The sequence below is a fragment of the Cupriavidus sp. 05T41 genome, assembly GCF_056396525.1.
In genome coordinates, this window is sequence record NZ_JBFTLQ010000066.1 from 20,230 (window position 1) to 44,332 (window position 24,103).

Annotated in this window: 22 protein-coding genes; 3 read left to right on the forward strand and 19 right to left on the reverse strand. The window is 68.2% G+C overall.

The genetic code is table 11. The features are described from left to right. The first annotated feature begins 21 nt into the window (after positions 1–21). Positions 22–1,449: an NAD-dependent succinate-semialdehyde dehydrogenase gene (locus AC1DKV_RS29810; RefSeq protein ID WP_441612235.1), complete on the forward strand. Its 1,428-nt coding sequence runs from the start codon at positions 22–24 to the stop codon at positions 1,447–1,449. Between the two features lie 46 nt (positions 1,450–1,495). Here AC1DKV_RS29810 and AC1DKV_RS29815 read toward each other — a convergent pair whose 3' ends face one another. From AC1DKV_RS29815 to AC1DKV_RS29895, 17 genes are all read right to left on the reverse strand, one after another. Then, positions 1,496–2,749: a DUF2252 family protein gene (locus AC1DKV_RS29815; protein ID WP_441612233.1), complete on the reverse strand. Its 1,254-nt coding sequence runs from the start codon at positions 2,747–2,749 to the stop codon at positions 1,496–1,498. Positions 2,750–2,810: 61 nt separating this feature from the next. After that, a complete protein-coding gene (locus tag AC1DKV_RS29820) occupies positions 2,811–3,170 on the reverse strand; it encodes a cytochrome C oxidase subunit IV family protein (protein WP_441612232.1) in 360 nt (119 codons plus the stop codon). Between the two features lie 8 nt (positions 3,171–3,178). Next, entirely contained in the window at positions 3,179–3,886 is a 708-nt protein-coding gene (locus AC1DKV_RS29825; protein ID WP_441612231.1) for a heme-copper oxidase subunit III family protein, read from the reverse strand. Positions 3,887–3,919: 33 nt separating this feature from the next. Next, complete coding sequence (locus tag AC1DKV_RS29830; RefSeq protein WP_441612230.1) at positions 3,920–4,567, reverse strand: cytochrome c oxidase subunit 3 family protein; 648 nt, start codon at positions 4,565–4,567, stop codon at positions 3,920–3,922. Next, a complete protein-coding gene (ctaD, locus tag AC1DKV_RS29835) occupies positions 4,564–6,318 on the reverse strand; it encodes a cytochrome c oxidase subunit I (protein ID WP_441612229.1) in 1,755 nt (584 codons plus the stop codon). Before ctaD ends, AC1DKV_RS29830 begins: the two co-directional genes overlap by 4 nt. 17 nt (positions 6,319–6,335) lie before the next feature. Beyond that, the gene (locus AC1DKV_RS29840; RefSeq protein WP_441612228.1) at positions 6,336–7,532 is read right to left on the reverse strand and encodes a c-type cytochrome; all 1,197 of its coding nucleotides are present in this window, start codon (positions 7,530–7,532) and stop codon (positions 6,336–6,338) included. A 344-nt stretch (positions 7,533–7,876) separates the two neighbouring features. After that, positions 7,877–8,380 (reverse strand): hypothetical protein, encoded by a 504-nt coding sequence (locus tag AC1DKV_RS29845; RefSeq protein WP_441643131.1) that lies wholly within the window; start codon positions 8,378–8,380, stop codon positions 7,877–7,879. A gap of 258 nt (positions 8,381–8,638) precedes the next feature. Further along, on the reverse strand, positions 8,639–10,195 hold the full coding sequence (locus AC1DKV_RS29850) for a mannitol dehydrogenase family protein (RefSeq protein WP_441612226.1): 1,557 nt from the start codon (positions 10,193–10,195) through the stop codon (positions 8,639–8,641). Positions 10,196–10,212: 17 nt separating this feature from the next. Continuing rightward, complete coding sequence (gene manD / locus AC1DKV_RS29855; RefSeq protein ID WP_441612225.1) at positions 10,213–11,424, reverse strand: D-mannonate dehydratase ManD; 1,212 nt, start codon at positions 11,422–11,424, stop codon at positions 10,213–10,215. Positions 11,425–11,483: 59 nt separating this feature from the next. Then, positions 11,484–13,043 (reverse strand): UxaA family hydrolase, encoded by a 1,560-nt coding sequence (locus tag AC1DKV_RS29860; RefSeq protein ID WP_441612224.1) that lies wholly within the window; start codon positions 13,041–13,043, stop codon positions 11,484–11,486. Between the two features lie 12 nt (positions 13,044–13,055). Beyond that, a complete protein-coding gene (locus tag AC1DKV_RS29865) occupies positions 13,056–13,811 on the reverse strand; it encodes an SDR family oxidoreductase (protein ID WP_441612223.1) in 756 nt (251 codons plus the stop codon). 46 nt (positions 13,812–13,857) lie between these two features. Further along, positions 13,858–14,967: a mandelate racemase/muconate lactonizing enzyme family protein gene (locus AC1DKV_RS29870; RefSeq protein ID WP_441612222.1), complete on the reverse strand. Its 1,110-nt coding sequence runs from the start codon at positions 14,965–14,967 to the stop codon at positions 13,858–13,860. Next, positions 14,964–16,367: a TRAP transporter large permease gene (locus AC1DKV_RS29875; protein WP_477138646.1), complete on the reverse strand. Its 1,404-nt coding sequence runs from the start codon at positions 16,365–16,367 to the stop codon at positions 14,964–14,966. Before AC1DKV_RS29875 ends, AC1DKV_RS29870 begins: the two co-directional genes overlap by 4 nt. 16 nt (positions 16,368–16,383) lie before the next feature. Further along, the gene (locus AC1DKV_RS29880; protein WP_441612220.1) at positions 16,384–17,007 is read right to left on the reverse strand and encodes a TRAP transporter small permease; all 624 of its coding nucleotides are present in this window, start codon (positions 17,005–17,007) and stop codon (positions 16,384–16,386) included. Between the two features lie 211 nt (positions 17,008–17,218). Continuing rightward, a complete protein-coding gene (locus tag AC1DKV_RS29885) occupies positions 17,219–18,220 on the reverse strand; it encodes a sialic acid TRAP transporter substrate-binding protein SiaP (protein WP_441612218.1) in 1,002 nt (333 codons plus the stop codon). 89 nt (positions 18,221–18,309) lie between these two features. Beyond that, the gene (locus AC1DKV_RS29890) at positions 18,310–19,353 is read right to left on the reverse strand and encodes an L-idonate 5-dehydrogenase (RefSeq protein ID WP_441612217.1); all 1,044 of its coding nucleotides are present in this window, start codon (positions 19,351–19,353) and stop codon (positions 18,310–18,312) included. Then, positions 19,353–20,123, reverse strand: coding sequence for a FadR/GntR family transcriptional regulator (locus AC1DKV_RS29895; RefSeq protein ID WP_441612216.1), 771 nt, complete (start codon positions 20,121–20,123; stop codon positions 19,353–19,355). The genes AC1DKV_RS29890 and AC1DKV_RS29895 overlap by 1 nt, the downstream gene beginning before the upstream one ends. A gap of 307 nt (positions 20,124–20,430) precedes the next feature. Here AC1DKV_RS29895 and AC1DKV_RS29900 point away from each other — a divergent pair, with 307 nt between their 5' ends. Next, entirely contained in the window at positions 20,431–20,613 is a 183-nt protein-coding gene (locus tag AC1DKV_RS29900; protein ID WP_006163669.1) for a hypothetical protein, read from the forward strand. A gap of 62 nt (positions 20,614–20,675) precedes the next feature. Next, positions 20,676–20,834, forward strand: a complete 159-nt coding sequence (locus tag AC1DKV_RS29905; RefSeq protein ID WP_441612215.1) for a hypothetical protein — start codon at positions 20,676–20,678, stop codon at positions 20,832–20,834. A 103-nt stretch (positions 20,835–20,937) separates the two neighbouring features. Here the strand turns inward: AC1DKV_RS29905 and AC1DKV_RS29910 are convergent, their stop codons facing one another. Both AC1DKV_RS29910 and AC1DKV_RS29915 read right to left on the reverse strand, forming a co-directional pair. Next, positions 20,938–21,123 carry a rubredoxin gene (locus tag AC1DKV_RS29910; RefSeq protein WP_441612214.1) on the reverse strand — a complete coding sequence of 62 codons (186 nt, stop codon included), beginning with the start codon at positions 21,121–21,123 and terminating at the stop codon, positions 20,938–20,940. A 105-nt stretch (positions 21,124–21,228) separates the two neighbouring features. Further along, positions 21,229–24,103 (reverse strand): DUF748 domain-containing protein (locus AC1DKV_RS29915; RefSeq protein WP_477138647.1); only part of this gene is annotated, 2,875 nt, incomplete at its 5' end.

A 24,103-nucleotide genomic window follows, 5' to 3' on the forward strand; every position in this document is an offset into this window, starting at 1 on the left:
CACAACAATCAGGAGAAAGGCATGTACCAGGATCTCGCCCTCTATATCGATGGAGAATTCGTCAAGGGAGGGGACCGGCGCGAGCAGGACGTCATCAACCCGGCCACCCAGGAACTGCTGGGCAAGCTGCCGCACGCCAGCCGTGCCGACCTGGACCGCGCGCTGGCCGCCGCGCAGCGTGCCTTCGAAAGCTGGAAGAAGACCTCGCCGCTGGAGCGCTCGAAGATACTGCGCCGCGTGGCCGAGCTGACCCGCGAGCGCGCCAAGGACATCGGCCGCAATATCACGCTGGACCAGGGCAAGCCGCTGGCCGAGGCGGTGGGCGAGGTCATGATCTGTGCCGAGCATGCCGAATGGCACGCCGAGGAATGCCGCCGCATCTACGGCCGCGTGATCCCCCCGCGCCAGCCCAACGTGCGCCAGATCGTGGTGCGCGAGCCGATCGGCGTGTGCGCCGCCTTCACGCCGTGGAACTTCCCCTTCAACCAGGCCATCCGCAAGATCGTCTCGGCCGTCGGCGCCGGCTGCACGCTGATCCTCAAGGGTCCGGAAGACTCGCCCAGCGCGGTGGTCGCGCTGGCTCAGCTGTTCCACGACGCAGGCCTGCCCCCGGGCGTGCTGAACATCGTGTGGGGCGTGCCGGGCGAGATTTCCACCTACCTGATCGAATCGCCGATCGTGCGCAAGATTTCCTTCACCGGCTCGGTGCCGGTGGGCAAGCAGCTGGCCGCGCTGGCTGGCGCGCACATGAAGCGCGTGACGATGGAGCTGGGCGGCCACTCGCCGGTGCTGGTGTTCGACGACGCCGACATCGAGCCGGCGGCCGAGATGCTGGCCCGCTTCAAGCTGCGCAATGCCGGCCAGGTGTGCGTATCGCCCACGCGCTTCTACGTACAGGAAAAGGCCTATGACAAGTTCCTGGCGCGCTTCACCGAAGTGATCGGCTCGATCAAGGTCGGCGACGGCCTGGACGACGGCACCCAGATGGGCCCACTCGCACATGAGCGCCGCATTGCCTCGATGGAGCAGTTCCTGGACGACGCCAGCCAGCGCGGCGGCAAGGTCGTCGCCGGCGGCTCGCGCATCGGCGACAAGGGCTTCTTCTTTGCCCCCACCGTGGTCACCGACCTGCCCGACGACGCCAAGCTGATGGTGGACGAGCCGTTCGGCCCGGTCGCGCCGGTCACCCGCTTCAAGGACGCCGAGGAAGTGCTGCGCCGCGCCAACAGCCTGCCGTTCGGCCTGGCCTCGTATGTGTTCACCAACTCGCTGAAGACCGCCACGCTGGTGTCCAACGGCCTGGAAGCCGGCATGGTCAACATCAACCATTTCGGCATGGCCCTGGCCGAAACGCCGTTCGGCGGCATCAAGGATTCCGGCATCGGCAGCGAAGGCGGCCAGGAAACCTTCGATGGCTATCTCGTGACCAAGTTCATCACGCAGATCTGAGCCAGGCGGCCCGCGGCCACGCGGGCGCCTCCCCCGCCCGGCGCCGTCAGCGCGCCGGGCTGTCCTTCTTCCCCGCCCCCTTCGTCCCCTTCGCCCCCCTCGTCTCGCTGGCGCCCCGCGCTTGCCGGTAGTCCTGCGCAAACGCCTTCCATTGCGCCTGCGCCACCTCGCACCCATGCCGTGCCAGGCGCAGCACCGGCGCCCGCCAGCGCGCGGCCGCGGCGAATTCCTGCAGCTGCTCGATGCGGTCCGCGGCCTCGTGCCCGCAGCCGCGCAGGTGCGCCCAGGCGGCAACGCGCGCCATCGTCAGCAACACCTCGCGCAGATCGGCGCGTGCGGTGCGCGGCCCGATGTTGACGCGGTCCGCGGTGGGCTGGAGGCCCTTGACGATGTAGGAGGCGGACTCCATGGCCACGGCCGACAGCAACGCCGGCGACGCCGCCTGCATGGCATGCTGGATCTGCACCACGCGCGCGGCTTCGCTGTGCCAGCCCGGCTGTGCCCGCAGCGGCATGCTCTTCCACGCGCTGGGGGCGGCCCGCTTGATATCGACCAGGCGCTGGGCACCGAGGTTGCCGTCCGCATGGGCAAGCACCACGTAGCGCTCCAGGCCGAGGCTGCCCACGCCCGCGATACGGCGCGCGGTGTCGTCGGCAACCAGCCGCCCATGCACGGATTGCCGGTCGAATTCGCCAAGGATGGCGGCCGCGCGCTTGCGCTCGCCTTTGAGCGGCGCCAGGGCGCGCCTGCCGTCGACCAGCAGGCGGCGCTTGCCGCCGCTGCGCACGGTGCGCTCGGCCAGCAGTTCGCCGCGGCGCCGGCGCCGGACCCGGCGCAGCAGCGTGGCGACCATGCCGGTGGCGGTGGCGCGCTCGACCCAGCGCGGCTTGCCGGCGGCCAGTACGCCGGCGTAGGCGTCGAGCATGCCTTCAGCGCCGGCGCGCGCGTCGGCGTCCGACAGGCCAAGCTGGGGCGCAGCGATCATCAGGCTGGAAAGCAGGCGCACCAGGTCCACCGTGAGCGGCGCCACCAGCGCATCGTCGAAGTCGTTGAGATCGAAGTAGACCAGGCCGTTATCGCCCTTGAAGCTGCCGAGGTTTTCCAGGTGGAGGTCACCGCAGACGTAGGTGACAGGCGCTTCGATCAAGGCGGCCTCGCCGCCCACGGCGGCGGCATACAGATGGTTGGTGCCGCGCAGGAAGGCGAAGGGATCGGCGGCAATGGCGGCCAGCTTGCGCGTGAGCCGCTCGGGATCGCGGCCGTGGTTGTAGATCAGGATGGCTTCCGTGGCTGGGTGCATGACGTCCTCTTGGTGACCGGCAACCCGCCAAGTGTACCGCCGGCGCGCCGCGCCGGGCCCCCTAGCGGAAGAACATGCCCCGTAGCAGGAAGGTGTAGTCCGCCTCGGTGGCCATCAGGCCGACCAGCACCAGCAGGCACAGCGGTGGCACCAGAATGGCGCAGATCAGCGCCATGCGCTCCCACGCCATATGCATGAAGACCGCCACGATCAGGCCCGCCTTCATCGCCATGAACAGCAGGATGAGGGTCCAGCGCAGGTAGCCCTCGAAATGGAAATAGTCCACCAGGTAGGACAGCGTGGACAGCACGAACAGCAAGCCCCAGATCTTCAGGTACAGGCCGATGGGATGCTGCTGCCCATGCTGGGCGCCATGGCCCGCGGGCGCGGGATTGGCGGAAGACGGCGTCGACGTAGCCATGACATGCCTTACCAGAGATAGAACAGCGCGAAGATGAACACCCACACCAGGTCCACGAAGTGCCAGTAGAGCCCGGCGATCTCCACGATCTGGTAGTTGCCGCTGGCCTCGTAGCGCCCACGCAGGACCTTGGTGGCCACCACCAGCAGGTAGATCACGCCACAGCTCACGTGCAGGCCGTGGAAGCCGGTGATCATGAAGAAGGTCGAGCCGAACTGCGCCGCGCCCATCGGATTGCCCCAGGGACGCACGCCTTCCTGCACGATCAGCTTGGTCCATTCGAAGGCCTGCATGGAGACGAAGGCCACGCCGAACAGCGCGGTGAGGAACATCAGCGTCGCGCATCTGACGCGGTCGCGCCGGTAGGCGAAGTTCACCGCCATCGCCATGGTGCCGCTGCTGCTGATGAGCACGAACGTCATGATGGCAATCAGCAGCAACGGCACTTCGGTGCCGCCGATGCTCAGGCCAAAGACCTCGCTCGGGTTCGGCCACGGCGCCGTGTTGGCGATCCGCACCGTCATGTAGCCGGTCAGGAAGCAACTGAAGATAAAGGTGTCGGACAGCAGGAAAATCCACATCATGGCCTTGCCCCACGACACCTTGAAGGCCTGCTGGTCCGACGACCAGTCTGCCACCAGCCCGCGCAAGCCGGCCGCCGCGGGGGCAGCCATGGCCGCCTGCGCGGGTGCGGAGGAAACGGGTTGCGATGACATCGGCTCACCTCCTTCGGTGTTGGCCATGACCACTCAGCCGCGGCCGCAGATGAAGCGCACGAGCTCCGGCGTGAGCCAGCCGAGCGCGGCCAGCAGCACCAGCCACACCGCCAGCAGGAAATGCCAGTAGCGCGCGCACAGCGAGATGCGCAGCGTCATGCGCGCCCCGCCCGGCGCCGCGTGCATCGCCAGGGCCCACCCGGCCAGCCCGCCCAGCACATGCAGCCCGTGCATCGCGGTGAGCAGGTAGAAGAAGCTGCCGGCCGGATTGTTGGCCGGCATCACGTGGATGGCGAGCAAGGCCTGCCACGCCCATAGCTGCGAGCAGACAAAGGCGGCCGCCGCTAGGCCGCCCCAGCGCAGCGCGCGATGCGCCAGCGAGAAGCGCCCCGCGCGCGCGGCACGCGCCGCCACCAGCATGGCCGCGCTGCCCGCCGCCAGCAGCGCGGTGGACATCCACACCTGCCAGGGCAGCGCAACCGGGTGCCAGTCCGGTGAATCCATGCGCATGGCGTATGCGGTGATGAACAGCGCGAACAGCGAAGTCACCACCCCCATGAACAGCCACAGGCCGATACTGGCCGGAGCCGGGCCGGTGCGCTGCCGGCCCACATCGCCGGGGCCGGGGCCGCCGCCGCGCTCGCCGCCGCCATCGCTGCGGAAAATCAGGTTCGCGTTCATGCCACGGCTCCGTGACTCGGATGCGGCTCGGGTTCGTTGCCGCCCGCCTCGGGCGGCGCGTTCTGCGCGATGAAATCCTCGCTCGCGCCGGGCACGCTGTAGGCGTAGGCCCAGCGATGCACCACCGGAAGCTCAGGCCCCCAGTTGCCGTGCACGGGCGGCGTCTGCGGCGTCTGCCATTCGAGCGAGGCGGCGCGCCACGGATTAGCGCCCGCCGACCTGCCGTGCCGCACGCTCCATGCCAGGTTGAAGACGAACACCAGCTGCGCCGCGGCCACGACAAAGGCCGCGACCGAGATATAGGCGTTCATGATGTGCGCCGACTCGGGAATGAAAGCGTAATTGTCGTAGGCGTAGTAGCGCCGCGGCATGCCGAGGATGCCGAGATAGTGCATGGGGAAGAAGATGGCGTAGGTGCCGACGAAGGTCACCCAGAAATGCAGCCGGCCCAGCGTGTCGTTGAGCATGCGGCCGGTCACCTTGGGATACCAGTGGTAGAGGCCGCCGAACACCACCAGGATGGGCGACACGCCCATCACCATGTGGAAATGCGCGACCACGAAATAGGTATTGGACAGCGGTATGTCCACGCTGACATTGCCCAGGAACAGGCCGGTCAGCCCGCCAATGACGAAGGTGCTGATGAAGGCGATGGCGAACAGCATCGGCACCGTGAAATGGATGTCGGCGCGCCACAGCGTGAGCACCCAGTTATAGACCTTGATGGCGGTGGGAATGGCGATGATCAGCGTGGTGGTGGCGAAGAAGAAACCGAAATACGGGTTCATGCCGCTGACGAACATATGGTGCGCCCACACCACCACCGACAGCACGCCGATGGCCAGGATGGCCCAGACCATGGTGCGGTAGCCGAAGATGCTCTTGCGCGAATGGACGCTGACCAGGTCGGAGACGATGCCGAACGCCGGCAGCGCCACGATGTACACCTCGGGATGGCCGAAGAACCAGAACAGGTGCTGGAACAGCAGCGGGCTGCCGCCCTTGTAGTTGAGCTGCTGGCCCATCGACACCATGGCCGGCATGAAGAAACTGGTGCCGAGCGTGCGGTCGAGCAGCATCATCACGCCGGACACGAACAGCGCCGGGAAGGCCAGCAGCGCGAGGATGGTAGCCATGAAGATGCCCCACACCGACAGCGGCATGCGCATCAGCGTCATGCCCTCGGTACGCGCCTGCAGCACGGTGGTGACGTAGTTGAGGCCGCCCATGGTGGCCGCCACGATAAAGATCAGCAGCGACACCAGCATCAGGATGATGCCCCACTCATAGCCCGGCGTGCCCGGCAGGATGGCCTGCGGCGGATAGAGCGTCCAGCCCGCCCCGGTGGGCCCGCCCGGCACGAAGAAGCTCGCCAGCAGCACCAGCACGGAAACCAGGTAGACCCAGAAGCTCAGCATGTTGAGGAAAGGGAACACCATGTCGCGCGCGCCGACCATGAGCGGGATCAGGTAGTTGCCGAATCCGCCGAGGAACAGCGCCGTAAGCAGGTAGATCACCATGATCATGCCGTGCATGGTGACGAACTGATAGTAGCGGTTGGCGTCGATGAAGCTGAAACGTCCCGGGAAACCCAGCTGCAGCCGCATCAGGTTGGACAGCAACACGCCGATCAGGCCGACAAAGATGGCGACCAGCGTGTACTGCACCGCGATCACCTTGTGGTCCTGGCTCCAGATATAGCGCGTGAAGAAGCTGCTGGGGCCGTGGGTGTCGTGGTCGGCGTATGCCATTGCGTTTCTCCTCGCGGCTACTTGGCGGCCGCGCCCGATGCGGCGCCCGAAGGAGCGCCCGCCTGCGTTGCGCCGGCCTGCGCGCCATTGGCGCGGATGTAGGCAATCAGCGCGTTCAGTTCCTCTTCGCTCAGGGGCATCTTCGGCATCACCGGCCCGAAGCCCTTGACGAGGCGCGCCTGCGGCTCGGTGATCTCGGTCTTGAGATAGCCGTCGTCCACCTTGGCGCTGCTGCCGTCGGCGAACGTTTCCGTGCGCCCGTACAGGCCCTTCCAGCTCGGGCCCACGCCATTGGTGCCGTCCACGCTGTGGCAGCCGATGCAGCCCTTGCTCTGCGCCAGCGCGCGGCCCTGCTCCGCAAGCGTGTCGGCAGGTGCGCCGGCCACGCCCGCCGCGCCCGCCGTGGCGGCCGGCGCGGGTGTCTTCAGCATGGTCAGGGCAAAGGTGGGCTGGCGCGCCAGCCAGGCCTGGAACGCGGCATCTTCCTCCACCACCACCTTGCCGCGCATGTTGTAGTGGCCCACGCCGCACAACTGCGCGCACAGGATCTCGAACGTACCGACCTTGGTGGGCGTAAACCAGAACGACGTCACCATGCCGGGCACCATGTTCATGCGGGCGCGGAACGGCGGCACATAGAAGTCGTGCAGCACATCCTTCGAGCGCAGCAGCACCTTGACCGGGCGGTTCAGCGGCAGATGCACCTCGGGGCCGGCGACGATGATGTCGTCCTGCCCGCGCGGATCGTCCGGGTTCACGCCCAGCGGATTGGCGCCGGAGACGAAGCGCGCATCGGAAGTACCGAGCTGGCCGCCCTGCCCCGGGAAGCGGAAGCCCCATTGCCATTGCTGCCCCACCACCTCCAGCACCATGGCGTCGGCGGGCGGGCGCACGTACTCGGCATAGACGAACAGCCCGGGCGCCAGCAACGCGATCACGCCGAGCGTGGTCCCCGCGGTGAGCCACAGTTCGAGCTTGCGGTTCTCCGGCTGGTAGGCAGCGCGGGAGCCGGCGCGATGGCGGAAGCGCCAGATGATGTAGCCGACGAAGAGATTGATGACGACGAAGAAGAGGCCGGTAATGACCAGGGTGATGGTCAGCGTGTCGTCCATCTGCTTCCAGTTCGAAGCAAGCGGGGTCGCCCACCACGGGCTCATGAAATGGAAGAGCACCGAAGCGACGACGATGACGACGAGTGCAATGGCAAGCGCCATACCGACCCTCCCCCCCTTTGCGCACGGCCAACGGCTAAAGGACGAACTCAGCGCAAGGCTGAGATAAGCCTAGTGCATGTGGTCCGTCACCGGCAAGGCGTCGTGCAAAGCGCTTTGGGTGCGCCACCACACCGACGTGCTGCGCGCCGTGCGCCACAAGCGCAAACAAAAAGCGGCGAAGGAGAGCCAGGGCCTGCCTTCGCCGCCGTTGGCGCGCGCCGCCCGTGTAGTAGCAATGCGCAACCCCAAAGCGTACCCCGCGAGCCACGCAGCGTTTGCTGCAGCGCAGGGCGTGATGGTGGGCGCGCTACATCGCGCGCCAGGTGCTGTTGTCGAATGCGTGTCTAGTGCGATACATCCTTGTTTTCGAGCTTCCAGTAGGCGATGGCCGCGGTCATCCCGAAGATCATGTGGCCCACCAGCGTGTGCCAGCCGCGCGCATCGGCAAACCAGGCGAAGAAGCGCGTCATGCCGTAGAAGTTCAGCAGGTAGACCACCAGCCCGAAGGCCGCCCCGGTCAGCAGCACCATGCCGATGCTGGAGTCCAGGTGGAACGGCGCGATGATGGCCGCCAGGATCATGCCGAGCACCGCGCCCAGCACGAAGTGGATCACCAGTGCCGCCGTCACCGTGCTTACGCTGAACAGCGAGGTCTGCAGCACTTCCGGACCCATGACGATGGCAGCGATCATGCGCGTGGTGCCCCACGGGTTGACGCCGGCCACCATGGTGGACCAGAACAGCTCGACGACCATCAGCAGCGCCCCGGCCGCCAGCCCGGACACCGCCGCCGCCATCCAGTCAGGCAAACGGCGCACGTAGTGGTGCGATTGCATGTGAAGTTCCATAGCCACCTCCGGATACTGGTTTGCTGCATTTGCGCTGCAGTTTGCGCTGCAGTTGCGCCTCAGTAGCGCTGCCGCCAGTGCCGCGGCCCGCTTGCCGGCCTGGCCTGCATATTTGCTCAGCATAGGATACGCGGGCCTGTTAGTTAGACTGCAAGCGCGCAAAAATGTGCGTGTGGTGGACTACGCGCAACGCGCACGGGTGTGGCGATGTGAGCGGCCCCGTACGCATGTGGCAAGGCAGATACTTGGCGGGGGCGTTCAGCCGTTGATCGCCTCGACGGTGGCGAGCACGCCAAGTTCGCGCAGACTGCGCGTATGCCGTGCAAGTGCCTCGACGAAGACTTCCGAGCCGGCAAGCTCGCCGAAGACCGGGGCGAACGCCGTGATGGCCTCGATACGGGCGCGTTCGCGCGCCGCGGCGCCGTCGACCTGCGCGGCCCGCGCGTGCGCCCCCGCCAGCAGCGCGCGCAGCGCGGGCGCCAGCGGATCGTCGATCGCGTAGGTCGCGCCGTGCTCGTCGCGGCCGTCGAGGAAATGCAGCCAGGCCGCCACGCCGAGCGCCAGCCGCGCGAACGGCGCGCCGGCCAGCAAGCGGTCGCGGATCGGCGCGAGCAGGCGCTGCGGGATCTTCTGCGAGCCGTCCATGGCGATCTGGCCAGTCCTGTGCTGCAACGCGGGATTGGCGAAGCGGACCAGCAATTCGCGCCGGTAAGCGGCGGTATCGAGCCCGGGCAGCGGCGGCAGGGTCGGCAGCATCTCCTGCGCCATCGTCTCGCGCACCAGCGCCCGCATGGCAGGCTCGGCGACGACACGGTCGATGGTCGGCCACCCCGCCACCATGCCGAGATAAGCCATGGTGGAATGGCTGCCGTTGACGAGCCGGTGCTTGAGCGTCTCGAACGGCCGGGCACGCTCGACGAACTGAGCGCCGCCGGCTTCCCAGCGCGGCCGGCCCGCCACGAAGCGGTCTTCCATCACCCATTGCAGGAACGGCTCGCCCACCACCGGCCATGCATCCGCCACGCCGAGCGCCGCGCTGATGCGCGCGGCGTCGCGCGGCGTGGTCCGCGGCACGATGCGGTCGACCATCGCATTGGGGAACCCGCAGCGCCGCGCCACCCAGTCGTGCAGCGCGCCGTCCACGCGTGCGCAGAAGGCCAGCAACAAGCTGCGCAGCGTGTCACCGTTGGCGGCAATGTTGTCGCACGAGAGCAGCGTCAGCGGCGGCAACCCGCGCGCCATGCGCCGCTGCAGGCCGCGCGCGAGATAGCCGATGGCGGTGACCGGCGCGTCCGCGTGCTGCAGATCGTGCGTGATGCCGGGGTCGTCGAAGTTCAGCATGCCGCTGGCGGGCGCGTGGCAGTAGCCTTTTTCCGTCACCGTCAGCGTGACGATGCGCGCATCGGGATGGGCAATGCGCTCCAGCACCGCGCCGGGATCGGCCGGGGCCACCAGCACCGCGATCACGCCGCCGATGACCTGCAGCCGCTCGAAGGCATCGCCGCGTTCGTCGACGCCGCGCAAGGCCAGCGTGTACAGGCCCTGCTGCGGCGCGAGCGCGTCATGCGTATCTGGCTGGCGCAGCGATACGCCGACGATGCCCCAGGCGAGCGCGTCCGGGTCCGGGTCCGGGTCCGGGTCCGCCGTGCCGGCCTGCAGCGCGGCCTCGTTCACCACCGCCTGGTGGGCGCGATGAAACGCGCCGATGCCGAGATGGACGATGCCGCCGCGCAGGCGCTCGCGAGGATAGCCCGGGCGCACCACCTCCGGCGGCAATTGCGCGAGCGTGGCGGGATGAAGCCGCGGCGTGCTCATGATCGGCCTGCTCCTGTCTACCAGTGCCATAGCGTGCCGTCATGGGCAAGCCGGTTGACCGGCAGGTAGGCGCGCTGGTACGGATACTTCGCGGCGAGCGCCTCGTCGATCTCCACGCCGTGGCCCGGCACGTCGCCGGGATAGAGCATGCCCTTGGCGAAGGTGTACGCGTGGGGAAACACGGCGTCGGTCTCCTCGCTGTGGCGCATGTATTCCTGGATGCCGAAGTTGGGCACCCACAGGTCGAAATGCAGCGCGGCGCCCATGCACACCGGCGACAAGTCGGTGGCGCCGTGCGAGCCGGTACGCACCTGATGCAGGGCCGCGAAGTCAGCGATGCGGCGCAGGTGCGTGATGCCGCCCGCATGGACCACGGTGGCGCGGATGTAGTCGATCAGCTGCTCCTGGATCAGCGTCTTGCAGTCCCAGATGGTATTGAATACCTCGCCCACCGCCAGCGGCGTGGTGGTGTGCTGGCGGATCAGGCGGAAGCTCTCCTGATGCTCGGCGGGCGTGGCGTCTTCCATCCAGAACAGGCGGAAGGGCTCCAGCGACTTGCCGAGCCGGCCGGCCTCGATCGGCGTGAGGCGGTGGTGCACGTCGTGCAGCAGGTGCAGGTCCCAGCCCACCGCGTCGCGCACCTTCTCGAACAGGCGCGGGGTGTGGTCCAGGTAGCGCTCGGTGCTCCAGTCGTGTTCGGACGGCAGCGAGCCATCGGCCGGCTCGTAGAACAGGCGGTCGCCCGATACGCCGTACACCTTGTTCAGCCCCGGCACGCCGGATTGCGCGCGCACCGCGCGGTAGCCCATTTCCTTGTAGCGCAGCACCTCGTCCACGGTCGCTTCGATATCGCTGCCGTTGGCGTGGCCGTACACCATCACGCCGGTGCGGCTCTTGCCGCCCAGCAACTGGTACAGCGGCAGGCCCGCGGCCTTGGCCTTGATGTCCCACAGCGCGGTGTCCACCGCCGCGATCGCGCTCATGGTGACCGGCCCGCGCCGCCAGTACGCACCGCGATACAGGTACTGCCAGATGTCTTCCACCTGATGCGGGTCGCGCCCGATCAGGCACGGGATGACGTGTTCTTCCAGATAGCTCGCCACGGCCAGTTCCCGGCCGTTGAGCGTGGCATCGCCGATGCCGGTGAGGCCGTCGTCGGTCTCGATCTTCAGCGTCACGAAATTGCGTCCCGGGCTGCATACGATGACGCGCGCGGCGGTGATCTTCATGCTGTCTCCTGGTGTCGGTGCTGCCTTCCTCGTTTCGTCCCTGCCCTGGGCTTGCTGCCCTACATGACCGCGCCGAGCGACCATGGCACGAACTCGTTCTGCCCGTAGCCGTGCAGCTCGCTCTTGGTCTTGCGCCCCGACGCCGTGGCCAGCATCAGCCGGAAGATCTCCTCGCCCTTGCCGGCGATGGTGGCGCCGCCGTCGACGATATCGCCGCAGTTGATATCGATATCGGCGGCCTGCCGCTGCCACAGTGCGCTGTTGGTGGCCAGCTTGAGCGAAGGCGACGGCGCGCAGCCGTACGCCGAGCCGCGCCCGGTGGTGAAGCAGATCAGGTTGGCGCCACCGGCCACCTGCCCGGTGGCCGAGACCGGGTCGTAGCCCGGCGTATCCATGAACACCAGGCCCCGCGCCGTGACCGCCTGCGCGAACTCGTAGACCTCCACCAGGTTGGTGGTACCGCTCTTGGCCACCGCGCCGAGCGACTTTTCCAGGATGGTGGTGAGCCCGCCGGCCTTGTTGCCGGCCGACGGGTTGTTGTCCATGCTGCCCTGGTTGCGCGCGCAGTAGTCCTCCCACCAGCGGATGCGCGCGAGCAGGCGCCCGGCCACCGCCGGCGACACGGCGCGGCGCGTCAGCAGGTGCTCGGCGCCATAGATCTCGGGCGTCTCCGACAGGATCGCCGCGCCGCCGTGGCGCACCAGCAGGTCCACCGCCGCGCCCAGCGCGGGGTTGGCGGTCAGGCCGGAGTAGCCGTCCGAGCCTCCGCATTGCAGGCCCACGGTGAGGTGGCTGGCGCAGACGGCTTGCCTGTGCACGCGGTCGACATCCGCGAGCAGCTCCTGCACGATGGACACGCCGCGCGCCACCGCGCCGACGGTGCCGCCGCTGTCCTGGATATTGAAGGCATGCAGGCGCGCGCCGGCGCCGGCCAGGCTTTCTTCGGCCAGCAGGCCGTCGATCTGGTTGGTCTCGCAGCCCAGCCCCACCACCAGCACCGCGGCGAAGTTGGGATGGCGCGCATAGCCTGCCAGCGTGCGGCGCAGCACGCGCAGGTTCTCGCCCTCGCTGTCCGTGGCGCATCCTGCGCCATGTGTCAGCGCCACCACGCCGTCTACGTTGGGAAACGGCGCCAGCGCCCCGGGACGGATGTCGCGGCGGAAATGATCGGCAATCGCGCGCGCTACCGTGGCCGAGCAGTTCACCGAGGTCAGGATGCCGATGTAGTTGCGCGTGGCCACGCTGCCATCGGCGCGCACGATGCCGTCGAAACTGGCCGGCGTGTCGACGTAGGCGGTCGCATGCGCGTCGGCGCCCGCGGCATGATCACGCGCGAACTCGCCCATCGCCAGGTTGTGAGTATGCACATGCTGCCCCGGCGCGATGGGCTGGCGCGCAAAGCCGATGATCTGGTTATAGCGGCGCACCGGCTCGCCGGTGCCGATGGCGCGCACGGCAAGCTTGTGGCCGGGCGGCACCAGCGCCGCCACGGTCACGCCTTCGGAGGCGATGACGGTGCCGGGCACCAGCTGCCGGCAGGCGATCACGATATCGTCGGCGGGATGGATGCGGATGACCGTGGGTGCGGCGGGAAGACTGGATTGGCTTGCAGAAGGCATGTGGGCCCCGTCTCAGTTCGACCAGCCGCCATCGATCACCTGCGCCGTGCCGGTGGTGAAGGCGGACTCGTCCGAGCCGAGGTACACCGCCAGCGCGGCGATCTCGGCCGCGCTGCCGATGCGCCCCATTGGCTGGCGCGCCACGAAGGCGGCTTCCACCTCGGCCAGGCTCTTGCCGCCGGCGGCGGCCTGGTCCGCGATGCGCTGGCGCAGCGAGGGCGATTCCACGGTGCCGGGGCAGATCGCGTTGCAGCGGATGCCGTGCCCGACGTAGTCCGCCGCCACCGCCTTGGTCATGCCGATCACCGCCGCCTTGGTGGCGCCGTAGACAAAGCGGCTGGGCGCGCCCTTGATGCTGCCGGCCACCGACGCCATGTTGATGATGGAGCCGTGCCGCCGCGCCACCATGGCCGGCAGGAAGGCGCGCATCATGCTGTACATGGCGCGCACGTTCAGGTTCACCGAGAAATCGAAGGCGGCCTCGTCGCACTCGAGGATGGTGCCGTGGTGCACGAAGCCCGCGCCGTTGAACAGGATGTCGAGCGCGCCGGCCTGGCTGGCCACGGCCCGCACGGCAGCGGCGTCGGTCACGTCCAGTCGCAGCGCGGTGCATCCCGGCAGCACCGACAAGGCTTCGACCGCGGCCTCGTCGATGTCAGCGGCAATCACGCGCGCGCCTTCGCGCAGGAAGGCTTCGGCGGTGGCGCGGCCGATGCCCTGCCCCGCTGCAGTCACCAGGGCAAGCTTGCCCGCGAGTCGTTGGCTCATCTGTCGTTCTCCATCCAGGTTTCCGGCCGGCGGCCGGCAAAGACAATCAGGAAACCAGCGCCCGCGCCACCGTGCGGCGCGCGATCTCGCCCCAGTCCCACTCGATGCCCAGCCCCGGCGTGTCTGGCGCCATGGCATGGCCCGCTTCGATGCGCACGCGGCTGGCGGCGATGTCGTCCAGTTGCGGGATGTACTCCACCCAGGCCGCGTTCGGCACCGCGGCGCACAGCGACACGTGCAGCTCCATGAGGAAATGCGGGCAGATCGCCATGTTGTGGGCTTCGGCCAGGTGCGCCACCTTGAGCCACGGCGTGATGCCGCCGATGCGCGCCACATCGGCCTGCACGATGCCGCAGGCGCCCTGGCGGACGTACTCGGCAAACTGGCCGGGCGAGTACAGCGACTCTCCCACCGCCACCGGCACCGTGGTGGCGGCGGCCAGGCGCGCATGGCCGCCGACATCCTCGGCCGGCAGCGGCTCCTCGAACCAGGCGATGCCGATGGCCTCGAAATGCGGCGCGCGCCGGATGGCTTCCGCCGCGGTGAAGCACTGGTTGGCATCCACCATCAGCTCGAAGCTGTCGCCCACCGCTTCGCGCACGGCGGCCAGCCGCGCCACGTCGTCGCTGGCGCGCGCGTGGCCTACCTTCAGCTTGGCACCGCGAAAGCCCGCCTCGCGGGCGGCCACGGCTTCGCTGACCAGCGTGCCGGCGTCAAGGTGCAGCCAGCCGCCTTCGGTGGTGTAGACCGGCACGCGCTGCTGCGCGCCCCCGGCGGCGAGCCAGAGCGGCTGCGCATCGCGGCGGCAGCGCCAGTCCCACAGCGCGGTGTCGATGGCCGCCAGCGCCAGGCTGGTGATGGCGCCCACCGAGGTCGCGTGGGTGGCGAACAGGAGATCGCGCCAGATCGCCTCGATATGGGCGGGATCGCGGCCGATCAGGCGCGGCGCCAGGTGATCGCGCAGCAGCGCCATGACCGACGAGCCGCCGGTGCCGATGGTGTAGGCGTAGCCGGTGCCTTCGGAGCCGTCGTCGCAGCGGATGCGCACCATCGGCGTTTCCTGCGTGACGAAGGACTGGATGGCGTCGGAGCGCGGCACGCGCGGCGGCAGGTCCACCTGCAGCAGCTCTACCTGGACGATCGTGGCGGCGCTCATTTGCTGCCCACCAGGTTGGGCAGCCACAGGGTGATCTCAGGCACGTAGGTGATGGCGATCAGCGTCAGGAACAGTGGCACCAGCCACGGCAGGATGGCCACCGTGGTGCGCTCCACCGAGAGCTTGGCCACGCGCGCGAGCACGAACAGCACCATGCCCAGCGGCGGGTGCAGCAGGCCGATCATCAGGTTGAGCGTCATCACCAGCCCGAAGTGGATCGGGTCGATGCCGAGCTTGAGCACGATGGGCAGCAGGATCGGCACCAGGATGGTGATGGCGGCGGTGGTGTCGATAAAGCAGCCCACCAGCAGGATCAGCACGTTGGCGAGCAGCAGGAACACCCATTTGTTGTGGGTGAAGCCGAGGATGGCGTCGGTCAGCATCTGCGCCGCCTGGCTGGTCGTCAGCAGCCAGGCGAAGATCGACGCCGCGGTGACGATGAACAGCACCGAGGCGGTGGTCTCGATGGTATCGAGCGTGGCCTTGGCGAGCGAGCGCAGCGTCATGGAACGGTAGCGCACGAGCCCGAGGAAGAGCGCCCAGATCACCGCCGCCACCGCGGCCTCGGTCGGCGTGAACCAGCCCAGCGTCATGCCGCCGATCAGGATCACCGGCGCCATCAGCGCCATCACGGCGGAGAAATCGAAGTACCAGTCGAGCGCCAGCAGCACAACCAGCGCGCTCATCGCCGCCACGTTGGTGGAGACGCCGAAGCGCGTCATCAGCCAGATCGCCAGCGGGAACGCCAGCACCACCGCCACTTCGATGCTGGCATTGGCCAGCAGCTTCCACGAGAACGGCGTGTCGCTGCCCCAGCCGCGGCGGTGGGCGAACCAAGCCACCGTGCCCATCATGAACAGCGTCAGCACCAGCCCGGGCACGATGCCGGCCAGGAACAGCGAGCCGATCGAGACATTGGCCATCATGCCGTAGATCACGAACGGCAGCGACGGCGGGATGATGGGCCCGAGCGTGGCCGACGCGGCCGTCACGCCGACCGCGAACTCGGTCTCGTAGCCGTGGTCCTTCATGGCCTTGATCTCGATGGTGCCGAGGCCGGCCGCATCGGCGATGGCGGTGCCCGACATGCCGGAGAAGATCACCGAACCGATGATGTTGACATGGCCCAGGCCGCCGCGCATCCACCCCACCAGCGCCACGGCGAAGTTGTAGATGCGCCCGGTGATGCCGGCCACGTTCATCAGGTTGCCGGCCAGGATGAAGAAGGGTACGGCCAGCAGCGGGAAGCTCTCCACGCCGGCGATCATGCGCTGCGCCAGTATGACGTCCGGCGCGGTGCCGGAAGCCCAGATGTAGAGCAGCGACGCCACCGCCATCGAGATCGCGACCGGCAGGCCCAGCAGCATCAGCAGCAGGAAGGAAACTATCAGGAGCCACATGGAGGCGCGCTCCCGGTTAGTCGTCGATGGTCTCGAACGCCTCGGGGCGCTCCAGGATGGAATAGCCCTGCGTCCAGTTCTGCCAGCACACCTGGCAGGAGCGCAGGAACATCAGCATGAAGCCGGCCAGGACGAGGTAATAGACCCAGCTCTTGCTCCACTCGATGGTGGTCATCGGCTCGTCGCCCACCACCAGGATGTAGCGCCAGACCAGCCAGCCGGCGTAGGCGAGAAAAGCGGTGCGCACGAGATCGACCAGGGTCGACAGCACGCGCGCCAGGCGCTGCGGCAGGTAGCGGTACAGCAGGTCCACCTGGATATGCCGGCTCTTGCGCACGCACATCGCGGCGCCGGCGAATACCACGCCGATCAGGCAGTAGGTGGCCAGTTCTTCGGTCCAGGCCAGCGAATCGTTCATCACGTAGCGCGTGAAGAACTGCAGGAAGACCAGGACCGTCATCAGCCAGAACAGGCCGAGCGTGAACCAGTCCTCGGCGGCGTAGCCGCTCAGGTCCACCGGCTGCCCGTCGGCCTCCTCGAAGCTGTGCACAAGCTCCTCGACCGAAGCCATGTGCGGCGTGCCGTCCGGCGGCGCGGGCTGCGCCGGCGCATCGGCCGTGATCCTGGATTGCATTTCCATCGGTGTGCTCCGCGAATGATTGGTGCTGGCCTGCGTCTGGTGTGCGATCAATCGACTTCTGCCCGGATGACTCGCGGGCGATGTGTCGTCGCCCCGCTCCCACTGTGCGGGAGAGGGGCGACGACACGCGGCAGCCCGGGCGCCCTCTTCCGCGTTTCCTGCCGCGTTTCCCGCCGCGTTCCTTGCCGCGGCGCTCCGGCGCATGCCAGCCTCAATGCACCGCCTGGATCTTTTCCCAGTCGGCCTTGCGATAGCCCTGCGATTCGAAGCTCACGTTCTTGAGCACCGCCTCGCGGTACTCCGGCACGCTGATCTCCGTCACGCTCAGGCCCTTCTGCTTGAACACCGACACCAGCTCCTTCTCGCGCGCGACCACGTCGGCGGTGGCGCGCGTGGCGGCTTCCTGCGCGACGTCGGTGAACATCTTGCGGTCGGCCTCGGGGAGCTTCTTCCACAGGCCGCCGGAGATCACGGTGTTGAGGTGGTCCACGATGTGGCCCGTCATCACGATGTACTTCTGTACCTCGTAGAACTTCTTCGCTTCGATCGTGGTGAGCGGGTTCTCCTGCGCCTCGACCGTGCCGTTCTGCAGGGCAAGGTAGACCTCGGCGAAGGCGATCGGCGAGGTATTGACGCCGCACGCGCGCGGCATGGCCAGGTAGGCCGGCACATCGGGCACGCGCATCTTCAGGCCCTTCATCTCGGTGCAGTGCGAGAAGGGCTTGTTGGAGGTGGACTCGCGCGTGCCGTAGTAGGTGGTGGCGACGATATGGTTACCGGACTTCTCCTCGTAGCCGCGCGTGAGTTCCTTGTAGATGTCGCTCCTGGTATAGGCCAGCAGGTGGCTGGCGTCGCGGAAGGTGTAGGGGTAGTAGGTCACGCCGATGCGCGGGAACGACTTGGCGGCGAAGCTGGAGCCCGAGATGATGATGTCCACCGTGCCCATCGCCAGGCCCTGGTTGATGTCGTTCTCCTTGCCGAGCTGCGAGGCGGGGAAGACATCGATCTGGTACCGGCCGTTGCTGCGTTTCCTGATTTCCTCGGCGGCCCACACCGACCACTTGTGGAAGGGCTCGGAGGTTTCATAGACGTGCGCCCACTTGAGCTTGGTCTGGGCCAGCGCGCTGCCGCATGCGAGCGTGGCCGCGCAGGCCGCCAGCAGCATGGCCGCGGGCAGCAGGGTGGAAGGCAGGCGCAGGGAAAATGGCTTCATGCTCGGTCTCCTTTTCGTTGGGTATGGCCGCGCGCTCTCTTGCGGATGCGCTGCGGCACTCGGGTCTGCTCAGGTCTGCTCGGGTCTGCTCAGGTTTGCTGCATCGATGCGGTGGTGAGTTGCACCTTGGTGCTGCGGGTCTTGTCGGCGGCCAGCCTGAATGCTTCGACGGCCTGCGCCAGCGGCAGCTGCGCCGACAGCAGCGGCCGCACGTCGACCCGGCGCTGCGTGAGATAGCGCACCGCCCAGTCGAACTCGCGCCCGAAGCGGAACGCGCCGACATAGTCCAGCTCGCGCGCCATGATGTCGTTGGCGGGAAAGTGCAGGCCCTCGGCGCTCAGGGTGCCGATCTGCACGATGCGCGCGCCGCGCCGCGCGGCGGCGAGGCAGGTGCCTAGCGCGGCGGCGCTGCCGGCGGCTTCGAGGCAGACGTCGGCGAGTTCGCGCAGCGCTTGCGGGTCGGCCTGGTCGGTGCGGATGCCCTCGTCCGCGCCCACGCTGCGCGCCACCTCGAGCGGGCGGTCGGCGATATCGCAGGCGATGATGCGCGCCGCGCCGGCCAGGCGCGCGGCCATCACCACCAGGCTGCCGATGGTGCCGCCGCCGGTCACGAGCACGGTCTTGCCGAGCAGTTCGCCGGCACGGTTGACACCGTGCAGCGCGACGGAGAGCGGTTCGGCGAAGGCCAGTTCGCCCAGCGAGATATCGGCATCCACCGGCGTGAGTTGCCGCTCGTGCATCAGGAAGTGCTCGCGGAACATGCCCTGCACGTGCGGGTAGACGCTGGCGCTGCCGAGAAAGCGCATGCCGCGGCAGAGGTTGTCGCTCCCGAGGCGGCAGTAGTCGCACTGGCCGCAGGCGTGCGAGGGATTGATCGCCACCTTGTCGCCGGGCGCCACGCGCGTGACGGCGCTGCCGACGCGGGCGACGGTGCCGGCGGCCTCATGGCCCGGCGTCAGCGGCTCGCGGATCACGAAGGCCCCGACCTTGCCGTGGAAATAGTAGTGCAGGTCGGAGCCACAGATGCCGGCTGCGCCAAGGCGCACTTCCACTTCGTGTGGGCCGGGGGCGGCGGGATCGACATGGGAGAAGCGCAGGTCTTCGCTTCCGTGGATATGGCAGACCAGCGACATCACGACTCCTTGGCAGGCTTGCGCGGCTTGCGCCGCGAATTGGGGGAGGGCGCCGGCGCGGCATCGCCGGCGACGGGCGCGGCGCCGGGCCATGCCGCATAGAAGCGCCCGTGCGAGGCTTCGAGGTGCTCGCACATGGCGTCGCGCGCGGCGTCGGGCGATGCCGCGGCGATCGCGGCAACCACCGCGCGGTGTTCGGCGATGGCCGCGCGCCAGCTCGCTTCGTTCTCGAAATGACTGCCGAAGCGGGCGAAGAGCGGGTTATGGCGCTCGTCGAACAGCTCGGCCACCATGCGCTGCAGCACGGCATTGCCGGAGACTTCGGCGATGCGCAGGTGGAACAGGCGGTCACCCTTGGCCGGGATGTGTCCGCTGCCGGCTTCGTCTTCCATGATGGCGATGGCCTCTTCGAGCGCGGCCAGCAGCGCCGGCGTGGCGTGGCGCGCGGCGTTGGCCGCCATCTCGCCCTCGATGGTCTGGCGCGCGCGGATCACGTCCAGCGGCGGCTCGGCCACCACGCTGGCGGCGCGCGCGCGCTCGGGTGGGCAGGCATAGATACCCGAGCCCATGCGCACTTCGACCAGCCCCTCCACCTCGAGCGCGATCAGCGCTTCGCGCACCGACGGGCGCGACACGCCGAGCTGGGCGGCAAGGTCACGCTCGGGCGGCAGGCGCGAGCCGACCGGGAATTCGCCGTTCTCGATCAGCCGGCGCAGCTGGTCGGCGATCTGGCGGTACAGGCGGCGGGGTTCGATCTGCTGCAGGGGCATGTCGGCGCGCAACTCCCGGGAATCCGTTCAGGCCTGAAGGTAAAGTGGCCTGACCAATTTTTAGGTGTTTTTTACGCGGACGACAAGGACAAGTTATGAGGCAGCGCAGCAAGGCCGCGCCTTCCATTGCCCTGGCGCCCTTCTGCGGCGCGAAAAGGAAGAATTGCGGAGCGCACAATGAATTGCCGCGCCAACCGTGCGCGCGGGTGCCGCGTGCCGCTTAGGTGACAACCCCGACGCGATCGGGCTTGGCGTACCGCCGACACTTTCTATACTGGAACAACAAGGAGAGAGACAGGAGACAGCCGTGCTGCACTTCACGTCACATGATCTTGTATTTCTGATCCCGATGGCGCTGGTTGGCATGATCGCCTTCGGCGGGATTCCGTTCACGGCCCGGGCTTTGCGCATCAGTTGCCGCGCGGCCGGCGCGATCTTCGGAGCCCTGCTGGCGGTGGCCCTGCTCGAGGCGCTGCCACTGCTCATCTGAGCACTGCCCGACGCATTGCGCGTTCGAGGGAACTGCGGGCTGACTGTGGAAAGGAGGCCGCGATGACGCTTGGGCTGCTGGCCACCATCATGGTGACTTTGTTGCTGGTCACCGTCGGCGCCGCGATCTGGCGCTGCAGCCATCCGTATCGCATGCGCTATCGCCGCTGTGCCGGACGCAGGCGGCGCGGCGGTATCTGCAAGGAATTGCAGCGTCACTGAGGCAGCGTCACTGAGCCGCCCGCCGGCGGCCGGGCGCCGCACGCCGGACACCAATGCCAGGCGTCAGGCGCTACGCTCCACGGCCTTGCCTGAGCCTTCCGGCTCAGATCTCGATCATCGCGAACTCGCCCTTGCCCACGTCACATTCGGGGCAGCGCCAGTCTTCCGGAATCTCTTCCCAGCGCGTGCCGGGGGCAATGCCGTCTTCCGGCCATCCCTGTTCTTCGTCATAGACCCAGCCGCAAATCAGGCAAACCCAGGTCTTGTAGGCAACGACTTCCTGCAGCAAAACGCACTCCTGTTTTCCATTCCGGGCCAGATCATACAAGCTTTTGGCCGGCAGCGGCTTGCGCCGCCGGCCCGTGGCGCCGGGTGCGCTGCTGCCTTGCCGGCCCTACTGGCGGATGGCGAAGTCGACCCGGTTGGGCGCGCCTTTGTCCTTGATGCCCTCGGCGCTGAGCTTGGGGGCGGTCAGGAACAGGTGGCTGTCCGGTACCTTGGCATCGCGTTCCAGCGCCTGCTTGACCGCCAGCGCACGCTGCTCGGCGAGTTGCCGCAGTTCCACATCGGTCACCGGTGCATTGTCGAGCAGCAGCTTTTCCATCTCCTGAGGCGGCAGCGACTTGGACAGGCCGATCATGTTGCGCGGCTTCTTGAACGATTCGCGCTTGTAGACCGCCTCCAGGTACTTCGGATATTCCTGCGCCGACACCGTCACCTTGGCACCCTGCTCGCCCTCCTCATTCTCTTCGGCCACCGCTCCCTCGCGGGCACTGGTGCGCAGGTCGCGTGCCTTCTGCTCGGCCACGCGCGCGTCGAGCCAGGCCCGGCGAGCGCCGGCCATGTCGGTGGCCGGATCGATGCGGCCGCTGATCTCCAGCCGTAGCGCGGGGCGGTCGGCCAGCGCCTTGCCGAGCGTGGCGATCTTCTCCTTGGCCGCCGGCGTCAGCGTGGCGGTGCCAGGTGGGAATTCCACGTAGCCCAGTTCGTCGCCGCCGCCGCCACCGAAGGCCGAGGCGATCAGCGAAAACGGCGAGGTGATGGCCTTGGTCAGCAGGTTGACGATGACCCGCGCGATCACCCCGCCGATGCTGAACTGCGGATCGGACAGCGAGCCCGACACCGGCAGGTTGATGTCGATCACGCCGTTGCGGTCCTTCAGCAGCGAAACCGCCAGCAGCACCGGCAGCTTGGTCGCGGTGGGGCTGTCGACCTTGTCGCCGAAGGTGAGCTGGTCCAGGTAGAGATGGTTGCGCGCGTCCAGCTTGCCGTTCTCGATCTTGTACGCCACATCCACCGTGAGCTTGCCCTTGGTGATCGGATAGCCGGCGTACTTGGTCGCGTACGGGGTGAGGCGCGTCAGTTCCACGCCGGCGGCCTTGGCGGCGATGTCGAGGTAGAGCTGGTCGGCCAGCGGGTTGAGCTTGCCGTCGATCGTGACCGGGGCATCGTCATCGATGCGCCCGGCCAGGGTCAGGTCGGCGGGGGCCGGATCGGTCGATGTGACCTTGGAGACCGAGCCCTTCATATCGGTCAGGTTGGCCGAGTAGTTGGGCTTGACGAAGAAGTCCGAGAAATTGATGTTGCCCTTCTCCACCGTCACGCCACCGATGCGGACCTGCGGCTTGGCAGCCGCCCTGGCGGCGGCGGGCGCCGGAGCGGGAGCGGCGGCAGGCGCAGAGGCCGGGCTGGCCTGCGTCAGGCTGGTGCTCGGCGCGGCTTCGCCTTTGGCGGCGCCGCCGGCCAGGACATCCTGCAGGTTCAGCCGGCCATTGGCGTTGAGGATCACGCGCGCGTAAAAGTCGGACAGCGCCACGCTGCCCACGCCCACCTTCACCGGCCCCTTCGACTCGTCCATGGCGAAGTCGATGCCGTTGACCGCCAGCGAGCGCCAGCGCAGGAAATCGTCGCCGGTCACGCGGTCCACGCTGCGCACATTGCCGAGCAGCGCATTGCCGGCGAAGCGCGCGGCAATCGGCTTGCCGCTTGGCGCATCCACGCCCAGGCGGCCCTTCACGGTCGCGGTGCCGCCGCGCAGCGCGGCGTTGAAGCGGTCGGCCAGGTAGGGCTGCATCGGTGCCAGGTCGATCTCGCGCAGGTCCAGTTGCAGCTGCACGGCCGGCACCGTGGGCAGCATGGTGCCATCCAGGGCCAGCACGCCGCGGCGGCCGGTCTCGGCCTTGAGCTTGAGCGGAATCGCGCCGCCGGCCATGGGCCACTGCAGCATGCCGGTGGCCAGGCTCACGTTGCGGTACTGGTGGATGACAGGTCGGTCGCGGTTGGCGACGGCCGGCTCGTAGTCCGTCACGCGCACCTCGCCCCCATCGAGCGAGAACTTGCCGAGCTGCGCCTTCCACGGCAGTGACCTGGCCGCCGGCGCGCTCTCCGGCTGGACGGTCTTGGCCGTGGCGACGGCCGTGCGCTGGCTTGCCTTCTGTTCGGACTGCGCCGCCCACAGGCGCGCGCTCTCGAGCAGCTGGCCGCGGTAATCGCGCGTGAGCGCCACCTGCGGCTTGGCCACCACCAATTGGCCGGCCTGGAAGGTATGGCCGGCGAGATCGAACGCGATGTCGTCGAGCGCCACGCGCTCGGCACGCATGACCGGCAGGTTGGCAGTGTCGCTGTCACTGTCGCGTCCACGGGCGCGGCGCGCATCGCGCCGGCGGGCATTGTCGGCGGCATTGCTGGCGGCATTGCTGGCTGCGGCATTGTTGGCCGCGGCATTGCCGGCCGCAGCGCCGCCGGTGGCCAATGCAGGTACCGTGACCGGTTCGCGCGTGCTCAGGTAAAGCGGCGCCAGCTCCACGCGGGACTTGTCCAGCGAGAACGCAAAGGCGGGGCCGCCCCAGGCCATCTTGTAGTGCAGTTCGGCGTTGACGGCGGTATCGCCGAGCTTGGTGCGCAGCTCGGGCGGCCACCACGCGGCAAATCCTTGCGGCCTGACGCCGCTGGCCTGCAGCGTGCCGGCCATGGTGCCGGAACGCAGCGTCAGTTCACCTTCGTGGCTGAGGCTTTGCCCCTCGCCCAGCGCCAGCTTGGCCTGTACCTTGGCAGGCTTGTCGCTGTCGCCGGACAGGCCCGCGACTTCGGCGTCCAGCGGTCCGAGCGCCAGCGTGCCTGGCCCGGAAGCGGCAAGCTCGTCGCGCAGCGCGAGACTGGCTTGCTTGATGCTGATCTGGTCGACCGCATAGGTCCACGGTGCCTCGGCCGGCTGCGGCTGCGCGATGCCCGCCGCCGCGGGCGCCGAAGCGTGCGCGGCTTTCGCGGCC